This window comes from Streptomyces sp. NPDC024632 (assembly GCF_055559175.1).
Genome location: NZ_JBVHLD010000005.1, coordinates 142,474 through 162,902 on the forward strand (window position 1 = coordinate 142,474; position 20,429 = coordinate 162,902).

General features: G+C 72.9%; 14 protein-coding genes. 4 read left to right on the top strand and 10 right to left on the bottom strand.

Going from position 1 to position 20,429, the window contains the following annotated elements; all coding sequences use genetic code 11:
- Window positions 1-49: 49 nt before the first annotated feature.
- The 7 genes from ACZ37P_RS12335 to ACZ37P_RS12365 all read right to left on the bottom strand — a co-directional run bounded on the left by ACZ37P_RS12335 (window position 50) and on the right by ACZ37P_RS12365 (window position 9,966).
- On the bottom strand, window positions 50-1,108 hold the full coding sequence (locus ACZ37P_RS12335; RefSeq protein ID WP_467346326.1) for an NAD-dependent epimerase/dehydratase family protein: 1,059 nt from the start codon (window positions 1,106-1,108) through the stop codon (window positions 50-52).
- Between the two features lie 84 nt (window positions 1,109-1,192).
- Entirely contained in the window at window positions 1,193-2,116 is a 924-nt protein-coding gene (locus ACZ37P_RS12340) for a S66 peptidase family protein (RefSeq protein WP_355339518.1), read from the bottom strand.
- Between the two features lie 104 nt (window positions 2,117-2,220).
- The gene (locus ACZ37P_RS12345) at window positions 2,221-4,215 is read right to left on the bottom strand and encodes a prolyl oligopeptidase family serine peptidase (protein ID WP_467346327.1); all 1,995 of its coding nucleotides are present in this window, start codon (window positions 4,213-4,215) and stop codon (window positions 2,221-2,223) included.
- Window positions 4,212-5,582 (bottom strand): M20/M25/M40 family metallo-hydrolase, encoded by a 1,371-nt coding sequence (locus tag ACZ37P_RS12350; RefSeq protein ID WP_391049556.1) that lies wholly within the window; start codon window positions 5,580-5,582, stop codon window positions 4,212-4,214. The genes ACZ37P_RS12345 and ACZ37P_RS12350 overlap by 4 nt, the downstream gene beginning before the upstream one ends.
- A complete protein-coding gene (locus tag ACZ37P_RS12355) occupies window positions 5,575-6,408 on the bottom strand; it encodes a M55 family metallopeptidase (protein WP_188281247.1) in 834 nt (277 codons plus the stop codon). The genes ACZ37P_RS12350 and ACZ37P_RS12355 overlap by 8 nt, the downstream gene beginning before the upstream one ends.
- Before the next feature lie 97 nt (window positions 6,409-6,505).
- Complete coding sequence (locus ACZ37P_RS12360; RefSeq protein WP_355339168.1) at window positions 6,506-7,228, bottom strand: class I SAM-dependent methyltransferase; 723 nt, start codon at window positions 7,226-7,228, stop codon at window positions 6,506-6,508.
- A 224-nt stretch (window positions 7,229-7,452) separates the two neighbouring features.
- Window positions 7,453-9,966 (bottom strand): SpoIIE family protein phosphatase, encoded by a 2,514-nt coding sequence (locus ACZ37P_RS12365; RefSeq protein WP_467346330.1) that lies wholly within the window; start codon window positions 9,964-9,966, stop codon window positions 7,453-7,455.
- 282 nt (window positions 9,967-10,248) lie between these two features.
- Between ACZ37P_RS12365 and ACZ37P_RS12370 the strand changes: the two genes are divergently transcribed.
- Window positions 10,249-11,955, top strand: a complete 1,707-nt coding sequence (locus tag ACZ37P_RS12370) for an MFS transporter (protein WP_355339162.1) — start codon at window positions 10,249-10,251, stop codon at window positions 11,953-11,955.
- A gap of 236 nt (window positions 11,956-12,191) precedes the next feature.
- On the opposite strand, the gene ACZ37P_RS12375 is transcribed toward ACZ37P_RS12370, so the two are convergent.
- Window positions 12,192-14,681 (bottom strand): MFS transporter, encoded by a 2,490-nt coding sequence (locus ACZ37P_RS12375; protein ID WP_467346332.1) that lies wholly within the window; start codon window positions 14,679-14,681, stop codon window positions 12,192-12,194.
- Between the two features lie 203 nt (window positions 14,682-14,884).
- Entirely contained in the window at window positions 14,885-15,331 is a 447-nt protein-coding gene (locus ACZ37P_RS12380) for an SRPBCC family protein (RefSeq protein WP_355339159.1), read from the bottom strand.
- A 144-nt stretch (window positions 15,332-15,475) separates the two neighbouring features.
- Between ACZ37P_RS12380 and ACZ37P_RS12385 the strand changes: the two genes are divergently transcribed.
- Window positions 15,476-16,543, top strand: a complete 1,068-nt coding sequence (locus ACZ37P_RS12385) for an Rv2578c family radical SAM protein (protein ID WP_467346334.1) — start codon at window positions 15,476-15,478, stop codon at window positions 16,541-16,543.
- 30 nt (window positions 16,544-16,573) lie between these two features.
- On the opposite strand, the gene ACZ37P_RS12390 is transcribed toward ACZ37P_RS12385, so the two are convergent.
- The gene (locus ACZ37P_RS12390) at window positions 16,574-17,173 is read right to left on the bottom strand and encodes an adenylosuccinate lyase (protein ID WP_467346553.1); all 600 of its coding nucleotides are present in this window, start codon (window positions 17,171-17,173) and stop codon (window positions 16,574-16,576) included.
- Between the two features lie 272 nt (window positions 17,174-17,445).
- On the opposite strand from ACZ37P_RS12390, the gene ACZ37P_RS12395 reads away from it, so the two are divergent.
- Together ACZ37P_RS12395 and ACZ37P_RS12400 are read left to right on the top strand one after the other, a co-directional pair.
- Window positions 17,446-19,284: a 3-hydroxyacyl-CoA dehydrogenase family protein gene (locus ACZ37P_RS12395; protein WP_391049544.1), complete on the top strand. Its 1,839-nt coding sequence runs from the start codon at window positions 17,446-17,448 to the stop codon at window positions 19,282-19,284.
- Window positions 19,285-19,450: 166 nt separating this feature from the next.
- Window positions 19,451-20,242, top strand: a complete 792-nt coding sequence (locus ACZ37P_RS12400; RefSeq protein ID WP_355339147.1) for a TetR family transcriptional regulator — start codon at window positions 19,451-19,453, stop codon at window positions 20,240-20,242.
- Window positions 20,243-20,429 lie beyond the last annotated feature (187 nt).

Sequence of the window (20,429 nt, forward strand, 5' to 3'; positions counted from 1 at the left end):
CGCGCGCTCGGGGGCGCAGCCGCCTGCGGGATGGGGGGTTCCTGGCCGGCTAGGCCGACGGGCGTTGGGGGGCGTGGGCGAAATCGGTGACGCCCTGGGTGAAGGGGACGCGGGGGGACCAGGCGAGTTCGTGGTGGGCGCGGGCCGCGGAGGCCGTGACGTGGCGGACGTCGCCGAGCCGGTACGCCCCGGTGACGCGGGGCGCGGGCCCCCCGGTGACGGCGGACAGCACGGTGGCCATCTCGCCGACGGTCCGCGGCGTGCCGGTGGCGATGTTGTAGGGGCGCAGGCCGCCGGGCGGCCGGTCGCCGAGCCGGGTGAGGGCGGCGACATTGGCGGCGGCCACATCGGCGACGTGGATGAAGTCCCGGCGTTGGCGGCCGTCTTCGAAGACGGCGGGGGCCTCGCCGCGGGCGAGGGCGGAGCGGAAGAGGGCGGCGACACCGGCGTAGGGGGTGTCACGGGGCATGCCGGGCCCGTAGACGTTGTGGTAGCGCAGGGAGACGGCCCGGCCGTCGGCGGCGCGGGCCCAGGCGGCGGCGAGGTGTTCCTGGGCCAGCTTGGTGGCGGCGTAGACGTTGCGGGGGTCGGCGGGCGCGTCCTCGTCGACGAGGCCGGGCGCGAGCGGTTCGCCGCAGCGGGGGCACGGCGGTTCGAAGCGGCCCGCGTCGAGGTCGGCGACCTGTCGCGGCCCCGGCCGTACGACGCCGTGCCGCGCGCACTCGTAACGTCCTTCGCCGTAGACGACCATCGACCCGGCGAGGACGAGCGACCGTACGCCCGCGTCGGCCATAGCGGCGAGCAGCACGGCGGTGCCGAGGTCGTTGCAGCTCACGTAGTCGGGGGCGTCGGCGAAGTCCTTGCCGAGGCCGACCATGGCGGCCTGGTGGCAGACCGCGTCGGCGCCGCGCAGGGCCTCCTCGACGGCGGCCCGGTCGCGGATGTCGCCGTGCCGCCATTCAACGCCGTCGGGCACGGGCGGCGGCAGGGCCCGGTGGGCGGCGGGCAGCAGTGCGTCGAGGACCCGTACCCGGTGTCCGGCGGTGCGCAGCGCGGTGACGATGTGCGAGCCGATGAAGCCCGCGCCTCCCGTGACAAGTACCAGCATGGGCCCGACCGTACGGTCCCGGCCGGGCCGATGGACCGGGCCCGGCCGGGGCGTCAGCGCTCCGTAAGAACTCCCCGCGCCGCCTCACACGAGCGCGGGCACCTCGTACGTGAGCGTCGCCGCGTCCGCGTCCAGCACCGCGGGCACCCCGAGCGGCACGGTCAGCGTGGACTCGCAGTGGCCGAAGCCGAATTCCTCGACGATCGGTACGCCGAGGCCGCCGAGGAGGTCGGTCATCAGGGACCGGACGGCGGGGTACGGGCCGCAGTCCTGCCAGGAGCCGAGGACGATTCCGGCGACGCCGTCGAGCCAGCCGGAGCGCAGGAGTTGGGTGAGGATGCGGTCGAGTCGGTACGGCTCCTCGCCGATGTCCTCCAGGACGAGGATGCCGCCCGCGGCGGACGGGCGGGAGTACGGGGTGCCGAGGTCGGAGGCGAGCAGGCTGACGCACCCGCCGAGGGTGACCCCGGCCGCGCGGCCCGGTACGAGGGTGCGGGCGGTCGGGGAGGTGGGCGTCAGGGTCTCGTCGGGCGTGAAGAGGGTGCGCCGCAGGTGGTCCTGGGTGGGGCCGTCCTTGAGGAAGGTCTCGGTCGCCGCCATCGGGCCGTGCAGCGTGGCCAGGCCGAGCCGGGTCGCGAACGCCTCGTGGAGCGCGGTGATGTCGCTGTAGCCGATGAACGCCTTGGGTGTGGCCGCGCCCATGGCGTCCCAGTCGAGCAGGTCGACCATGCGCTGCGCGCCGTAGCCGCCGCGGGCGCACAGCACGGCAGCCAACGACGGGTCGCACCACGCCTGTTGGAGGTCGTCGGCGCGGGCCCGGTCGGTGCCCGCGAGGTAGCCGGAGGGGTGGTCGTCCAGGACGTGCGGTGCCACGACGGGGTCGAGGTCCCAGCTCCGCAGGATGTCGAGGCCCGCGTCGAGGCGTTCGCGCGGTACGGGGCCGCTGGGCGCCACGACGCCGATCCGGTCGCCGGGCGCCAGCCGCCGGGGGCGGATCAGCGCGGGCACCGGCCCGCCGACCGGGTCGGCCGCCTGCCGCGGTCCGCCCCCGGAGCCCCGTCCGGCAGAGGCGTCGGCGGCGGAAGCGGAGGAGGCAGCCGTAGAACTCTCCGTCATGTGTGCAGCTCCAGCGGCGCGACGCCCTCCGGCGTGAAGCCGAAGACCTGGCCGTAGAGGGCGAGTTCGGCCTCCAGGCAGGTGACCATGGTGTCCAGGCGGCGGAAGCCGTGGCTCTCGCCCTCGAAGGTCAGATACGCGTGCGGGATGTCGCGTCCGGCGACGGCCTCCAGGAACCGCTCGCACTGCACGGGCGGGCAGATCACGTCGTCCAGGCCCTGGAGCAGCAGGAACGGCACGTCTATCCGGTCGCCGTGGTGGACTGGTGAGCGGTCGCGGTAGCGCTCGGGCACCTCGTCGAGCGGCCCGATCAGCGACTCCAGGTACTCCGACTCGAAGTCGTGCGTCTCCCCGCCCTCCCGCGACCAGCCGCGCAGGTCGAGGATCGGGTAGATGACGGTGCCGCAGGCGTAGGTGTCGGTGGTGGTCAGGGCCGCGGCGCTGGTCCAGCCGCCGGCGCTGCCGCCGCGGATGGCCAGCCGCGCGGGGTCGGCGACGCCTTCGGCGACCAGCCCCTCGGCGACGGCGGCGCAGTCCTCGACGTCCACCACGCCCCACTGTTCGCGCAGCCGGTTACGGTAGGCGCGGCCGTAACCGGTGGAGCCGCCGTAGTTGACCTCGGCGACGCCGATGCCGCGGGAGGTGAAGTAGGCGATCTCCAGGTCGAGGACCATCGCGGCGCGGCTGGTGGGTCCGCCGTGCACCCAGATGACGTAGGGCGCGGGTCCCTCGGCGGTGACCAGCGGATTGCGCGGCGGGTAGACCTGCGCGTGCACCTCGCGCCCGCCGGGGCCAGTGAACGTCCTGGCCAGGGCGTCGGGCACGTAGGCGGGGTCGACCGTGTCGTGGTGCGCGCTGCCGATGACGCGGGTGCGGCCGGTCTTGACGTCCAGCTCGACCAGTTCGTACGAGGTGCGGGCGCTGCCCGCGACGCCGATGACGCGGCTGCCGGACGCGGCGAGGGTCGCATTCCACTCGGTCCAGTGCCCGGGCGCGTCGGTGACCTCGCCGGTGGCGGGGTCGAGCAGGCCGAGCCGCAGGGCGCCGACGCCGTGCAGGACGGCGATCAGGCCGTCGTCGAGCGGGGCGAACCAGTGGTGGCCGAGTTTCCACAGCGCGTTGCCGAATTCCTCCTGGCGTGCGCAGAGGTTGACGGCTTCGCCGGTGGCCGGGTCGACGCGGTGCAGATTCCACCAGCCGGTGCGGTCGGTGGCGGCGAGCAGGGTGCCGTCGGCCGCCCAGCCGACCTGGGTGACCGATTCCTCGGGGCCGCCGATCAGGGTGCGGGCGGCGGTGAAGGTGCCGTCGGCGGTGACGTCGGCGATCCGCAGTTCGGTGCCGTCCCAGGGCATCAGCGGGTGGTCCCAGGCGGTCCAGGCGGCCCGCGTGCCGTCGGGCGACAGGCGCGGTCCCGTGACGAACCGGTGCGTGGCGGGGGCGAGTTCGCGTACGGCCGCGCGGTCGTCGGCGGCGGAGCCGTCGAGCGGTACGGCGGCGGGCACGCGGCGTACGTCGGTGGGCTTGTCGCCGGTGAACTCCTCCAGGACTCCCCAGACCTCACCGCGCTCGCGGTGCAGTGTCAGGTCGGCCCAGCGCAGTCCGCCGCCGACGGCGCCGACCGGGGTCAGCGGGCGCGGCGGGGTCCGCGGCTCGTCGGGGCGGAAGGCGTAGAGCCGCTGGTCGGCGAAGTTGGCGAAGACCACCAGCGGGGCGCCGTCCACGACGGCGCCCGCCCAGGGGGTGCCGCCGTATTCAATGACGCGGCTGCGGACGTTCCACGGTGCGGGCAGCGGGCATTCCTCGGTGCCGTCGGGCCTGCGGCGGATCAGCGCGCGGCGGCCCCCTTCGGCGGGGCGGGGCGCGGTCCACCAGACGTCGTCGCCGACGATGCCGACGAATTCGGGGCTGCCGTCGTGTGCGGCGGCCGTGGTGGCGTCGACGGGTGAGGGCCAGGCGCCGTGCGGGGTGGTGCTCCCGGTGGTCGTGGTCACGCTCCGGCCTCCGTTCCCGTGGCGCGCAGGAAGCGGTCGAGGACGTGGACGCCGAAGTGCAGCGCGTCGACGGGCACTCGCTCGTCCACGCCGTGGAAGAGCGCCTGGTAGTCGAAGCCGGGGGGCAGCCGCAGCGGTGAGAAGCCGTAGCCGGTGATGCCGAGCCGGGAGAACTGCTTGGCGTCGGTGCCGCCGGACATGCAGTAGGGCACGACGTGCGCCTGCGGGTCGAAGTGTTCCAGCGACTCGCGCATCGCGGCGTAGGTCGGGGAGTCGACCGGGGCCTGGAGCGGGATCTCGCGGTGGTGGAACTCCCAGTCGACGTCGGGTCCTGTGAGCCGGTCCATGGTGGCGGCGAACTCGTCCTCGGCGCCGGGCAGCATGCGTCCGTCGACGTAGGCGGTGGCGGAGCCGGGGATCACGTTGACCTTGTAACCGGCTTGCAGCATCGTCGGGTTGGCGCTGTTGCGGACGGTGGGCCTGACCAGGTCGGCCGCCGCGCCGAGCCGTTCGAGGAGGGTGTCGACGTCGTCCAGGGCGGCCTGGTCGGCGGGGACGCCGTAGAGCGCGGCCAGTTCGGTGAGCGCGGCGGTGACGGTGGCGGTGAGGCGGACGGGCCAGTCGTACTCGCCGATCCGGGCGATGGCGGCGGCCAGTCGGCTGACCGCGTTGTCCCGGTTGACCTTGGAGCCGTGGCCCGCCTTGCCGTGTGCGGTGAGCTTGAGCCAGGCGGTGCCGCGCTCGCCCGCGGCGACGGGATAGATCCGCAGGTCGTCGCTGGCGTGGAAGGTGAAGGCGCCGGATTCGCTGATGCCTTCGGTGCAGCCCTCGAAGAAGTCGGCGTGCTTCTCGGTGAGGAAGCCGGAGCCGTAGGAGGCGCTGTCCTCCTCGTCGGCGGTGAAGGCGAGCACGATGTCGCGGGTGGGGCGGTGTCCGGTACGGGCCCAGGCGCGGACGGTGGCGAGCACCATCGCGTCCATGTTCTTCATGTCGATGGCGCCGCGGCCCCAGACGACGCCGTCCCTGATCTCGCCGGAGAAGGGGTGCACGGTCCAGTCGGCGGCCTCGGCGGGCACGACGTCCAGGTGGCCGTGGACGAGCAGCGCGTCGGCGGCCGGGTCGCTGCCCGCGATCCGGGCGAGCACGTTGGCGCGGCCGGGCGCCGATTCCACGATCTGCGCTGCGATCCCGGCGTCGGAGAGCTGCTGGGCGACGTATTCGGCGGCGGGCCGTTCGTTGCCGTCGCCGCCGCCGCGGTTGGTGGTGTCGATCCTGATGAGGTCGGACGTGAAGGTCACGACCTCGTCGAGTGCCCGCGCGTCCACGGCGTCGTGCCGGACGTCTCGCTCGGCGGTCCGCTCAGCCATACTGCTCCTCCACCGCTTGCGACACGAGTGTGGTGACCGCCTTGAAGGCCCTGATGCCCTCGTACATCGTGGGCAGCGTGTAGGCGACACGCCGCTCCCCCGTCCGCTCCACGCCGGGCACCACGGTGGCGGCCCCGGCCAGGTGGACGGCGTCGAATTCCAGCTCGACGGTGAAGGGCCCGGCCTGCGCGGGCTCGTGGCGCACGGCCAGCGCCGCGGCGTCCTTGGCGGCGGCCCTGATGTCGGCGGCGGTGCGCGCGGGCGGGCGGCAGACGGCCGCGTAACGCGACACGTAGTCCTTCACCGCGACGGTACGGGCCTGCGGCGCGTACCCCTCGGCGTCGATCCCGGTCCTGTCGTCGCCGGTCACCAGCACCACGGGGACGCCGTACTCGGCGACGACCAGCGCGTTGAGCCTGCCCTCGCTGGCGGCGACGCCGTTGACCCACACGCCGGTGATGGAGTTGGCGAGGTAGGTGTGGGCGAGGACGCCCTCGGTCCCGGCGCCGGTGTGGTAGCCGACGAAGGCGATGCCGTCCACGTCTCCGTGCTGGACGCCCTCGACCATGGACAGGTCCTTGTGGCGGCCGGTGAGCATCTGGGCGCGCTCGTCCAGCTTCTCCAGCAGGAGATTGCGCATGGTCCAGTGCGCCTCGTTGACCAGCACCTCGTCCGCGCCGCCGTCGTAGAAGCCCGCGACGGCGGCGTTGACGTCGGAGGTGAACATATGGCGGCAGCGCTGCCACTGCTCGCTGCCGGGCAGCACGTCGGCGGGCCAGGTGACACCCGTCGCGCCTTCCATGTCCGCCGAGATCAGGATCTTCATGTTGCGTCACGTTACGCGGCGGCCGGAGGGCGCACCAGGGCCGGGCCCGGCCTGTGGATAACTTCAGTGGTCCAGACCAGTGAAGCGGGTGGGGGAATCAGCCGGTACGGCCCGCCACCAGCCATTTCGACGGTATCTCTATGCGTGTCCCGTCCACCCTGAACTCCGTTGTCACCAGGGGCTGTTCACCGTCGGCCAGCACTTCGAGCCCGGCGGCCCGGAAGAATCCGGGCAGCGCCGCGTCCGACACCTCGCCGGGCGCGATGCCGTGCGCGAAGATCGCCCCGAGCTTCTGCGGCGGCCCGGAGGGCCCCTGCGCGAGCCCCATCAGCACCGGCTTGGCCGCCTCCGCCAGCTCCAGCGCGAAGGCCCGGCCGCGGTGCCCGGTGAGCACCGCTATGCCGTCCGCCAGCCGCCCGCGGTCCTCCGGCTCGCACTGGTGCAGCACCCCGCGCATGTAGACGTTGGCGTCGCCGATCTCCTCGTGCAGCCGCTCCACCGCGTCGGTGTCCACCGCGTCCAGCCGCTGGTACTCCGCCACCCCGTGCGGATCGTCGCGCCTGGCCCGGTCGATCGCCTCCCGCGAGAGGTCCACGCCGACCACCCGGTCGTACCGCTCGGCCAGGAAGCGGGTCTGCGTCCCGTTCCCGCAGCCGAGGTCCACCACCGGAAGGCCGGGGTCGAAGTACGCCCGGAAGTGCGGGTAGTGCTGTTCCGCCGCGAGCTCGGGGTCGCAGTCCCAGAAGACTCCGCCGGGCTCGTGGGGCGCGTCCTGCCAGAAACTCTCCCACGCCTGCTCATACCCGCTGGACACGTTCACGCGTACTCACCACTCCCCAGGACCGCGATCGTAGAAAAGGCACAGGCACGGCCGCCGACCGTGCCCGCATCAGGAGCTACCGGACCGTCACTTCGGAGTCAACGGCCCGGGCGGAATCGACGGCGCCGACGTCATCGACGCCACGGACGGAACCGACGGCACGGACGGAACCGACGGCAGCGGCGTATTGAACGCCTCGGACGGAACCGACCGCGCCGGCGGGATCAGCGGCTCCGGCCCGGCAGCGGCTGCTCGAACCAGACGGACTTGCCCTGCGCGAAGCGGCTGGTGCCCCACTCGCGGGCGAGCCTGCTGACGATCCGCATGCCGCGCCCGCCCTCGTCGTCGGGCCCGGCGCTCAGCAGGACGGGGACGGCGTGGTCGTCGTCGGTCACCTCGCACAGCAGCGCGCCCGCGCGGACGAGCCGCAGCCCGATCCGCCGGGTGTGCGCGTGCCGCACCGCGTTGGTGACCACCTCGCCGACCAGCAGCTCCGCCGTCTCCGACATCTCCGCCAGGTCCCAGCCGAGCAGCGTCTCGCGGACCAGGCGGCGGGCCCGCGCCACCTCGCGCGGGTCCGGCTCCAGCTCCCAGGTCATCACGTCGTGCCGCGGGATGCCGTTGAGCCGGGCCATCAGCAGCGCCACGTCGTCCTTGCGACCGCCGCGCGGGTTGAGCGCGCGGATGATCGTGTCGCAGGCGTCGTCCATCGACGCGGCCGGGTGCGCGGCGCTCTCGCACAGCGCGGCCAGACCGGTGCCGATGTCCTGGCCGCGCACCTCCACCAGGCCGTCGGTGCACAGGATGAGCCGGTCGCCGGGCGCGACCGGCACCCGTACCGTCTCGAACGGCACCCCGCCGACGCCCAGCGGCGCGCCCGTGGGCACGTCGAGCAGCTCGCTGCGGCCGTCGACGGCGCGGACCAGCACCGGCGGGATGTGTCCCGCGTTGGCGATCAGCAGATCGGACTCGACCGGGTCGTAGACCGCGTAGAGGCAGGTCGCCAGATACTGCTCGCCGAGCCGCTGCGCCAGGTCGTCCAGATTGCGCAGCAGTTGGGCCGGTGGCATGTCGAGCCCGGCCATGGTCTGCACGGCGGTACGGAACTGGCCCATCATCGCGGCCGAGTTCAGCCCGTGGCCCATCACGTCGCCGACCACCAGCGCCAGCCGCGAGCCGGGCAGCTTGATGCTGTCGAACCAGTCGCCGCCGACCCGGCCCAGCCGCTCGCCCGGCAGGTAGCGGGTCGCCACGTCACACCCCGGCATCCGCGGCGCGATGTGCGGCAGCATGCTGTCCTGGAGGGTGTCGGCGACATTCTCCTGATACGTGTACATGCGCGCGTTGTCGAGGACGAGCCCGGCGCGGGCGGCCAGTTCCGCGCCCGTCACGCGGTCCATGTCGTTGAACACCGCCCGCTCGCGGTGGCGCAGCAGGATCATGAAGCCCAGCACCACATCGCGCGCCTTCAGCGGGACGACGAGCATCGAGCGGTTGTTGATCAGCGGGCTGATGTCGCGCTTGGGGAACTGCGCGGCGATCGCGTTGCCCATCGGCTCGCTGATCCGCGGCACGAGCACCGGGTCGCCGGTGGTCATGCACTGGAAGAACGGCGTCTGCGCGGGGAAGGGCATGGACTCGCCGACCGGCACCACGTCGTCCCAGCGGCCCGGTTCATCGGTGTGCTCGACCGCCACGCGGTACCACATGGTGGTGACATCGGGCGGCCCGTCGGGGAAGCCCTCACCCGCAAGCACCTGCTCGCGCAGATATGTGCCCGCAACATCAGTGAAGCGCGGCACGACGGCCGCGCTGACTTCCTGAATGGTCCTGGCCAGATCGAGCGAGGTGCCGATCCGGCCGCTCACCTCGTTGAGGAATTCGAGGTGTTCGCGGACCGCCGCGTATTCGAGGTCGGGCGCCAACTCGTCGGCCGGGACGGCCCGCGGGTCGGCCGCCGCGGCGGCCTCGGCGGCGCGCCGTCTGGCCTGCCGCTCGGCCCGGCGCGGCACGCCCCAGTCCGGGGTGACCGGCACCCGGTCGTGCTGGCTTATCTCCAGCACCGGATAGCCCAGTTCCAGCACCTGCGCCACGATCCGCCCGCTCTCCAGCGGATTCATGCTCGGCAGGATCTCGGGCAGTTGCCTGGCGAGCTGGTCGGAGCCGGGGAATTCGGTGTGCAGCGCGAAGCCGGGCGCTATCCGCTCCGAGCAGTCCGCCGCCCCCGACCTGTCGGTCGCCGCCGCGTCGGGGTCGGTCATCGCGGAGGGCGTCCCGGCAGCGGCGGAGGAACCGGCCGCTGAGGAGGCGTCGGTGGCCAGCACGAGCAGCCGCTCGGGGCCCGGACCGACCAGCGGGTAGGCCCACCACAGCACGTCCAGGGGGATACGCCCGTCCCCGTCGGCGTCCGTGCGCCGCACGCAGTCGTACAACCGGGCGCGACCCGCCGTCGGGTAGGAGCTGGCACCGGCCAGCGAGGACTCCAGGTCGGGCCCGGTGACGTCGTACGGGTACGCGGTGCCCGCCGTGCCGCCGCCCGGGGCCGCGTCCGGGGGCACGTCGAGTGCGCCGCCCACCGGTAAGAGGTCGAGCGCGTTCCGCCCGACGGCCTCTTCCCGTGTCCAGCCGAACAGCCGGCGCGCACCCATACTCCAGTGCGACACCAGCCCGGCGGCGTCCACGACGATCACCGCGAGCGGGATACGTCCGGACGGCTCCGGCGGTTGACGGCGGTCCATGGTTCGTCGGGCTCCTTCCCTCGGCCCCGCGGTCCGGGGCCGGAGTGCGGTGGGAACCGCCCCGGCACAAGATCTACGATGCCGTTAACCACGGTACGACCGGTCCGGGTGCCAGGGGAGGGAAAGTACGAATCCGGGCGCACGCCCGCGCGCGAGCAACCAAACTGCCCGTGCTAGCGTCCAAACCCTCTGTTCGAACTCTCTCACGTCGGTGGAGTTCGACCCCCTCGCCGGAAGGGATGCCGGCCGGGGCGCACCGCATCCGCGACTGGAAGAGGCCACGTGACCACCTGGCAGCCTGCGCGCTGGACCGCCATGAGGGGACCGGGGGCCCTTTTCCGGCGGGTCGACCTGCGCAATCCTGTCGTGGCCGCCACGGTGCTCGCCGCGGTCCTGCATGTGATCTGGGCCTATTTCCTGGCCAAGGACTCCGGCGACATGGCCGCGCAGTACGCCTGGACGGACTTCATAAGGGCCCACCCCTCCGCCTCGTACAACCTGTCCTGGTACGGCGGCATGCACCCCGCGTCGTACAGCATTCTGTCGCCGTACATCATGGCCGGGCTCGGGGTGCGGACCACCGCCGTGATCGCGGGCACCTTGTCCACGACGGCGGCGACGCTACTGCTGATCCGGGCCCGGATCAAGCGCCCGATGCTGCCCGCGCTGTGGACGGCGTTCGCTCTTTGGGGTGACGTGCTCTCCGGGCGGGTCACCTTCGCGCTGGGCGTCCTCTTCGGTCTGATCGCCACGCTGCTGCTGTTCCCCACCGACCCGCCGGTAGGCGCGCGCCGCACCCCGCGGGTGCTGACCGCCACGCTGATGGGCGCGCTGGCCACCATGTGCAGCCCGGTAGCGGGGCTCTTCATCCTGGTGGTCGCGGCGGCGCTGTTCCTCACCGGGCGCCGCAAGGACGCGTATGTGATGGCGGTCTGCCCGCCCCTGGTGGTCGGCGCGACCTCGCTGCTCTTCCCCTTCTACGGGGTGCAGCCCTTCAAGTGGTTCTTCGCCATCATCCCCTTCGCCACGGCCGTGGCGATCGCCCTGGTGGTGCCGCGCGAATGGCGCGTCGTACGCGTCGGCAGCTGGATCTACGCGGCCGGTGTCGCGCTGACGTACGTCATCCCGTCGCCGATCGGCAGCAATGTGGAGCGGCTGGCCCTGCTGTTCGGCGGCACCGTGCTGCTGATCGTGGCCATGGCGTGGACCAGGGGCGGCCGGATGGCGCTGATGCTCTACCTGGCCTTCCTGGGCGTCGCGGGCTGGCAGATCTCCAAGCCCGTGGTGGACCTGGTGAACACCTCGGCGCCCTCGTCCACGGTCGAGCACGCGGCGCCGCTGATCGCGCAGCTCACCAAGGTGCGCGCGGACAAGGGCCGGGTCGAGGTCGTACCGCTGCGCTCGCACTGGGAGGCGTCGGGCCTGGCCCCGCACGTCAACCTGGCGCGCGGCTGGAACCGGCAGGCGGACGTCGAGCGCAATCCGCTCTTCTACGACGGCACGCTGACCGCGGAGACCTACCGGCAGTGGCTCCAGCGCTGGAGCGTCGGATACGTGGTGCTGCCGTCGGACACCCCGGACGGCGCGGCGGTGGCCGAGGCGAAGATCGTGGCGGCGGGCCAGAGCTGGCTGACGCCGGTCTGGCACGACGACTACTGGAAGCTCTACAGGGTCGCGAACGCCGATCCGCTGGCCGATCCGCCCGCGATCGTGGACGAGGCGAGTCCGGCCGAGCTGACCGTGACGATGCCGACCAGCGGCTCGGTGATCCTGCGCATCCCGTGGTCGCCGGTGCTGGGCATCGAGGGCGCCAACGACAACAAGCACGGCTGTCTCATCCAGGACGGCGACTGGACGCGGCTGTACGCGCCCTCGCCCGGCACGTACCGGATCGGCGGCACGTACGCGCTGATCCGCGGCACGCAGTGCAACAAGAACGACGTGGACGGCAGCGGCAGGCCGGACGGCGCGGCACCGGCCGGGCGCTGAACGGCCGACTGTCCGACCTGAACGGCCGACTGTCCGACCGGCCGACCGGCGCCCGACGGCCGCGGTGACCGGGAACGGCAACGGGCAGTGACCCTCACTCTTGTGGAGTAAGGGTCACTGCCCGTTCCGTACGGCGGTGGATACGGCCGCGCGTCCACGGCGGGTACGGAGGCGGCACGGTCCTCGTCGGCGTGACCGACGTATCCGGCGTGACCGACGTATCCGCCGGACAGGCCCTAGTCGGCGTGTCCGAGCTGGAGGTCCCGCTCGGTCCTGCCGCCGCCCGCGACCTGGAGGACGGTGGCGACCGGCGGGTAACCGGCGGCGATCACCGTGTACTCACCGGCGGCGAGGTCCACGAAGCGGAAGTGCCCGTCGGGGCCGGTGGTGACCGAGTCCACGACATTGCCCGCCGCGTCCAGCAGCGTGACCCGCGCGTCCTCGACCAGCCGCCCGCCGGGGGCGCGTACGGTCCCGCGCAGCACCGCGCCGCCCGCCAGCTCCACGTCCTGCCGGGTCTCCCGCGACGCCTGCACCGACACCGGCAGCGCGGCGGGCCTGAAGGCGGGCGCGCTGGCCGCCAGCGTGTACTCGCCCGCCACCAACTCGCTCAGGACGTAGGCGCCTTCGCGTCCGCTGCGGGAGGTGGCCACGACGTCGCCGCGGATGTCGGTCAGGGTCACGATGGCGTCCCTGACCGGGGTGCCGTCCGCGGTGCGCACGGCGCCCGCCAGGCGTCCGGCGCCGCCGAGCACCACGTCGAGTTCGACCGGGCGGTCGGCGACGGTGATGCTGACGGCCTGTGGCTGGTGGCCGCCCGCGGCGGCGATCAGCACATAGCTGCCGCTGCCCGGGGTGCTCAGCGCGTACCGGCCGTCCTCGGTGGTCGCGCCGCGGCCGATCTGCCGTCCCGTGACGTCGATCAGGGTGAGCGCGGCGCGGCCGACGGAACTGCCGTCGGAGTGCTGGACGGTGCCGCACACGGGCACACCGCCCGCGTAGCTCTTGCGGGCGCCCGGCACGGCCGAGTCGGTCACGGTGAAGCCGGGCGCGCCGTCGGCGCCGGTGAGGGTGTCGGTGGCGGTGTCGCCGTCGTACGTGGTCGTCGGGGAAGCGGGGCCGTGCTGGGTCACCAGGGGTTTCTCCTTGAGGAGGAAGGCGAAGAGGAAGCCGAGCGCGAGCACCGGCACCAGGTAGAGGAAGATCCGCGGCATGGCCTCGGCGTACGCGTTGACGTACCCGTCGCGCACAGCCGCGGGGAGTGTGCGGACCAGTTGGGGGGTGACCGACTGGGCGTCGGGCAGGTGGGCGCCCTTGGGGAGTTCGACCGCGAGGCGCTTGGCGAGGCGGTCGGCGAAGAGCGTGCCGAAGACGGCCGCGCCGACCGAACCGCCGATCTGCCGGAAGTAGTTGTTGGCGCTGGTGGCCGCGCCGATGTCGGTGGGGCGCACCGAATTCTGCACGGCGAGCACCAGCACGGGCAGCATCAGGCCGATGCCGAGACCGAGTACGGCCATGTAGACGCTGTACTCGGCCTGCGGGGTGTCGGCGTCCATCAGCGACAGCAGATACATGCCGGCCGTCGACAGGGCGCCGCCGATGATCGGGAAGATCTTGTAGCGCCCTGTCCTGCTGATCAACTGCCCGCCGACGATGGAGGCGAGGACGACGCCCATCATCATCGGCAGCATGAGGAGCCCCGATCCGGTGGCGCTCGCGCCGTCGACCATCTGGAGGAAGGTCGGCAGATAGCTGGCCGCGCCGAACAGGGCGACGCCGACGATCCCGCCGATCAGGGCGGTGGTGTTGAAGACCCCGTCGCGGAACAGCCGCAAGGGGATGACCGGTTCCGCGGCGAACCGCTCGACGAGCACGAAGAGCAGCGCGCTGACCACGGCGCCCGCGCCGAGGCCGAGGATCTCCCGGGACTGCCAGCCGTACTTGGAGCCGCCCCAGGTGGTGACGAGCACCAGGCAGGTGGAGCCGACGGCCAGCAGCAGGGCGCCGAGCACGTCGAGGCGGGGCCGGACGGCGGGCTTGGGGAGTTTCAGCACGAGGCTGATCACGACGAGGGTGACCAGGCCGAAGGGCACGTTGATGGAGAAGCACCAGCGCCAGGAGGCGTGGTCGGTGAAGAAGCCGCCGAGCAGCGGTCCCGCGACCGACGCGAGGCCGAAGGCGGCGCCGATCAGGCCCATGTAGCGCCCGCGTTCCCGCGGCGGCACGATGTCGGCCATGATCGCCTGCACGCCGATCATCAGTCCGCCGCCGCCGATGCCCTGGATGGCGCGGAAGGCGATGAGTTCGTCCATGGTGCGCGACCATGCCGCCAGCGCGGAGCCGATGACGAAGGTCATGATCGCGAACTGGAAGACGATCTTGCGGCCGAAGAGGTCGCCGAGCTTGCCGTAGATCGGCAGTCCGATGGTGGACGCCAGCAGATAGGCGGTGACGACCCAGGACATCTTGTCGAGGCCGTGCAGCTCGCCGACGATCTTCGGCAGGGCGGTGGCCACGATCATCTGGTCGAGCGCGGCCAGCAGCAGCGCCAGCATCAGGCCGACGAAGACCAGCCGGACCCGGCGCGGTGTGAGGTCGACCGCGGCGCCGTTGCCGCCGGGCGGTCCCGAGGCGCCGCCCGCCTCCTGGGCCGCGCCCCCGGTCCCCTCCCCCGGCCGTTCGTCGTCCACGGCCGCCGGACGCTCGATCAGCGTGCTGCCACCCACTGCCACTCCCCTCGTCGCGCCTGCCTGGCCACCGTTTCCCGCATTAAGCGACAACGACGAGCAAGCGCGACGATTCTCAGGAAGTACGCGAAACCACCCGTATCAGTGAACGATCACGAAACCAGCGGCACCGTAAGGGACTTCACTCCCCCGCGGTGCACTCCCCTCACTTCACTCCGCTCGGCGCCATCCCGCTCGGCGCCTCACTTCTTCTCGACGTCGGCGGCCAGCGAGGCGAGCAGCGCGTCGTAGATACGGCCGAGGCCCTTGGGCGCGAAGGTGCGCTCGAAGAAACCGCCGACGCCGCTCGCGCCCTGCCAGGTGGTGACGACGACGACCTTGCTGCGGCCCTCGCCCGACGGGGTGACCGTCCAGGTGTTCACGAGCGTCGAATTGCGGTCGGTCTCGACCAGCGTGTCCGCGGCGGGCGCGGAGACGTCGAAGAGGCAGTCGCGGATCCGCTTGCTGGTGGCCTGGAGCTTCCAGTGGACGACGGTGCCCGCGCCGTGGCCGCCCTCCCGGACCTCGTACTCGCTGAACTGCTCAGGGAGCACCCGGCCGCGGGTGCCCGCGTAGTCGGCGACGGCGGCGTACACCCGCTCCGGCTCCGCGTCGACGATCCGCTCCGTGGTGGCCTCGACCAGCGCCATGACTTCTCCTCAGGTCCGTGCCAGGTCGCGCGCCTTCCCGGCGCGCCGCACAAGCCAACCACACGCGCTTATCGAATCTGTGTTCTATTGTGGAGGGACGGGCGACCGGAGACGGGCGGCCGGAGACAACCGGAGGAGGGCGCGATGCGCTGGGACCATCTGAGCGGCGACGACGCGGCGGCCGGTGGCGCGCCCGCGCTGTTCGGCGCCGACGCGGTCACCCGGACCTTCGACACGCCGGGCTTCCGCGGCATCACCTTCCACGAGATACGGGCGAAGTCGATCATCAACCGGGTGCCGGGGGCGTCCCGCATGCCCTTCGAGTGGACGGTCAATCCGTACCGCGGGTGCAGCCACGCCTGCGTGTACTGCTTCGCGCGCAAGACGCACAGCTATCTCGATCTCGACACCGGGATCGACTTCGACTCGCAGATCGTGGTGAAGACCAACGCGCCGGAGCTGCTGCGCCGGGAGCTGGCGTCGGCGCGCTGGCAGGGCCAGCACATCGCGATGGGCACGAACGTGGACTGCTACCAGCGCGCGGAGGGCCGGTATCAGTTGATGCCCGGCATCATCGCCGCGCTGCGCGACCGCGCCAACCCCTTCTCGATCCTCACCAAGGGCTCGCTGATCCTCCGCGACCTGGAACTGCTGCGGCAGGCCGCCGGCGTCACCGATGTGTCCATCGCGCTGTCGGTCGGCTTCACCGACGGCGAGCTGTGGCGCAGCGTGGAACCGGGTACGCCTTCCCCCGAGACCCGGCTGGCGGTCTGCCGCACCCTGCGGGCGAACGGGCTGCCGCCCACCGTGCTGATGGCGCCCGTCCTGCCCTTCCTCAGCGACTCCCCCGAGCAGTTGCGGGCCACCGTCCGCGCCATCGCCTCGGCGGGCGCCGCCTCGATCACGCCCCTGGTCCTCCATCTGCGGCCGGGCGCCCGCGAGTGGTACATGGCGTGGCTCGGCCGGCACCACCCGCAACTCGTACGGCGCTACGAGACGATGTACGCGGGCGGCGCGTACGCCCCGACGTGGTACCAGCGCCGGGTCACCCGCCAAGTCCACGAATTCGCCACGGAGTTCGGCTGCGGGCCCGCGCATCGCGAGGGCACGCGGCGCTTCCGGAAGCCGGGCGAGCCGGAGGCGGGTGTGTCCGGCGACCAGGTGCCGGCGGCACGGCCCGCCGCGGAGAACACCCAGCTCACGCTGCTATGACCTCGCGCGGTTCCGGACAGGCGTCAGGCCCTAGGCGTCGGCCAGCGCCGCGCGGGCGGCCGGGGCCAGTGGCGGGTGGGCGGTCGCGGCGCGCAGCGCGTGCCGGGCGGCGGGGGGCGCCTGCCGCGGGCACAGTGCGCCCAGGCCCTCCACGCAGGCCAGCGCGATGCGGCCGTGGGGCGCGGGGGTCGGCCGGGCGAGCAGCCGCTCCAGGGTGGTGGTGAGCGCCGGTACGGCCTCGGGCGCCCGCATTCGGACCAGGAGGCGGATGGCGGGCAGCGCGTACGCGACCCGCAGTTCGTTGGTGGCCAGCGCGGCGGCGGCCCGCCCGGTCCGCGGGTCCGCCAGCCGCGCCAGCGCCTCGGCGGCGCGGCTCGCCCGCGACTCGTCCCGGTAGTTCAGCAACAACGCCAGCGTCTCGAACGCCCGCCGGTCTCCCGCTTCCGCCAACTCCACGGCGGCCGCCTCCCTCACCTCCAACGGTTCACCCACAGCGGTGAGCTTGCGAGCGAGGCGTTCACGGGTCTCGACGTCCATCTCCCCACTGTAGGAGCCGAGTTGCCCGTTACCGCCCCGGCGGGGCAGATCGGTCGTTCCCGGGCCAGCGGCCGGTGGGGGTGGGGCGCTCAGATGGGGGCGGCGCAGATCACATGGGCACAGGACTGGCGGGGAAGTTACTCGCCGGTTACGCTCGGGGACGTGCACGGTGGTCGGTGACGCAGCCGCCGTGGACGGGAACACTCGTCGGTTCGGCATCATCGCGGCGCGGCCCCGGGACAGGGCTCGCCTATCTCTTCGCGCGGGCACGCACCCCTGCACTTCCGGCCCGCGACTCCACCTCACTCCTTCAGCCGTGTGCGCGCGTGGCGCGCTCCGGTCTCCCCAGCGTCTGGAGTCACGCGATGGACCGTCCGTCCACACCCTCATCGTCAGCGACCGCATCCTCACCTCCCGCCGCGAGCGCGGCGCCCCTGGCGACCGTCGCCGTCGTGGGCCTGGGCACCATGGGCACCGGCATCGCCGAGGTCATGGCCCGCGCCGGTCACGAGGTGATCGGCATCGACATCGACCAGAGCGCGGCGCGCCGCGCGGTCACGGCGCTGGAGCGTTCCACGGCGCGCGCCGTGGAGCGCGGCCGGAGCACCGAGGCGGAGCGCGGCGACGCGCTGGCCCGCTTCCGTACGTTCCCCGATCTGCGGGCCGCCGCCGAGGCGGATCTGGTGATCGAGGTGGTCGACGAGCGCTACGACATCAAGCGCGAGGTCTTCACCGAGCTTGACCGGCTGGCCAAGCCGGACGCGATCCTGGCGACCGGCACGAACGCCCTGTCGGTGACCCGGCTGGCGGCCGAGACCTCCCGCCCCGACCGGGTGCTGGGGCTGCACTTCTTCGCGCCCGCGCCCGCCATGAAGCTGGTCGAGGTCGTGTCGACGGTCCTGACGTCGCCGGAGACCACGGCGGCCGTCACCGCCCTCGTGCGGAGCCTCGGCAAGGAGCCGGTGCCGGTCGGCGACCGGCCGGGCTTCATCGCCGACGGCCTGCTGTTCGGCTATCTCAACCAGGCGGCGGCGATGTACGAGGCGCGGTACGCCACCCGCGAGGACATCGACGCGGCGATGCGGCTGGGCTGCGGGCTGCCGATGGGCCCGCTGGCGCTGCTCGACCTGATCGGCGTCGACACCGCCACGACCGTCCTCGAGGCGATGTACGAGGCGTCCCACGACCGGCTGCACGCCCCCGCGCCGGTGCTCAAGCAGCTCACGGCGGCCGGGCTGCGGGGCCGTAAGTCGGGCCGCGGTTTCTACAGCTACCAGGCGCCGGGCAGCGCGGTCGTGGTGCCGGACGCGGAGACTCCGGGCGCCGGGGACACCCGGCCGGCCGGGCGGCCGGTGCGCGCGGTGGGCGTCGCGGGTTCCGGCACGATGGCGACCGGTATCGCCGAGGTCTTCGCGAAGGCGGGCTTCGACGTCGTGGTGGCCGCCCGTACCCAGGAGAAGGCGGAATCGGCGGTGGCGCGGCTGGCGAAGTCGCTGGACCGCTCGGTCACCAAGGGCCGGCTGACCCAGGAGCAGCGGGACGCGGCGGTGGCGCGGGTGTCGCCGTCCGGTTCGTACGACTCCTTCGCCGACGCCGACCTGGTGGTGGAGGCGGTGGCGGAGGATCTGGCGGTCAAGCAGCAGCTCTTCCAGACGCTCGACAAGGTCTGCAAGCCGGGCGCGGTGCTGGCCACCACCACCTCGTCGCTGCCGGTGGTCGCGGTCGCGCGGGCCACCGGACGCCCGCAGGACGTCGTCGGAATGCACTTCTTCAACCCGGCGCCCGCGATGAAGCTGGTCGAGGTCGTGCACACGGTGCTGACCGCGGACGACGTGCGGGCGACGGTGCACCAGGTGTGCGGCGCGGTCCGCAAGCACGCGGTGGACTGCGGCGACCGGGCCGGTTTCATCGTGAACGCGCTGCTGTTCCCGTACCTCAACAACGCGGTGAAGATGGTCCAGGACCACTACGCGAGCGTGGACGACATCGATGCGGCGATGAAGCTCGGCGGCGGCTATCCGATGGGCCCGTTCGAGCTGCTCGACGTGGTGGGCCTGGACGTGTCGCTGGCGATCGAGCAGGTGCTGCACGAGGAGTTCCGCGATCCGGGCCTGGCGCCCGCGCCGCTGCTGGAACACCTGGTGTCCGCGGGCTGCCTGGGCCGTAAGACCGGCCGCGGCTTCCGCGAGTATGCCCGGCGCTGAGGCGCGCCCCGGCAGCGGAACAGGGCACGGCACCGAGCGCCGCGCCGACACCGGCGGCGCGCCGTCCGGCGGGCGTGAGCGCAGGTCGGACCGCGGTCGTCCGGCGGACTGGGGACGTTTCCCCCCGGCCGCCGGACGGGGGGCCGCGCCGTGTTACGTTCCCCACATGTCCCAGCCCGCGAAGTCCGACCCACCTGAGACCGCGAACGGCCGCCGCGCCGCGGCCCAGCGCCACCGGGTGCGCCAGGACCTCGCGTCGGCGGCCATGCACCTGTTCGCCGAGCGGGGTTACGAGGCCACGACGGTCGACGACATCGCGGCGACGGCCGGGGTGGCGCGCCGTACGTTCTTCCGGCACTTCCGCTCCAAGGAAGAGGCGATCTTCCCGGACCACGACGACACGCTGGTACGGGTGCAGGCGGTGCTGGACTCCGCGGAGCCGTACGAGCACCCGTTGGACACGGTGTGCCGGGGCATCACCGAGGTGCTGCGGATGTACGCGTACATGCCGGAGGTGTCGGTCGAGCGGTACCGGCTGACCCGCGAGGTGCCGACGCTGCGGGAGCGCGAGATCGCCTCGGTGGCCCGGTACGAGCGGCTGTTCACCCGTTATCTGCTGGGCCACTTCGACGAGGGCGCGCACCGGGACGGCGACGACGACCCGCTGCTGGCCGAGGTGGCCGCCTCCGCGGTGGTCGCGGCGCACAATCACGTCCTGCGGCGCTGGCTGCGCAATGACGGCAAGGGCGATGTGGAGGCGCAGCTCAACCACGCCTTCGACGTCATCAAGGCCACCTTCGGCAGCGGCATCGGCGCGGGCCGGATACCGTCGCGGGTCGCGGTGGAGCCTGCGGCGACCGTGTCGCGGCAGGGTGAGGTGGTGGTCGCGGTCGCCCGCACCGACGCCTCCCCGGCCGAGATCCTGCGGACGATAGAGCAGGCCCTGCGCCGCGCCTGAGCGCCCCGGGTGCCGTCGGCGCCCGCCCGGCGCCCGAGCGCCCGCCCCACCGCACCCGCAACCACGGCAGCGGGGGGGGGGGGGGGGGGGGGGGGGGGGGGGGGGGGGGGTGGGGGGGGGTGTGGGGGGGGGGGGGGAGGGGGGGGGGGGGGGGGGGTTGGGGGGGGGGGGGGGGTGGTCGCCTGCG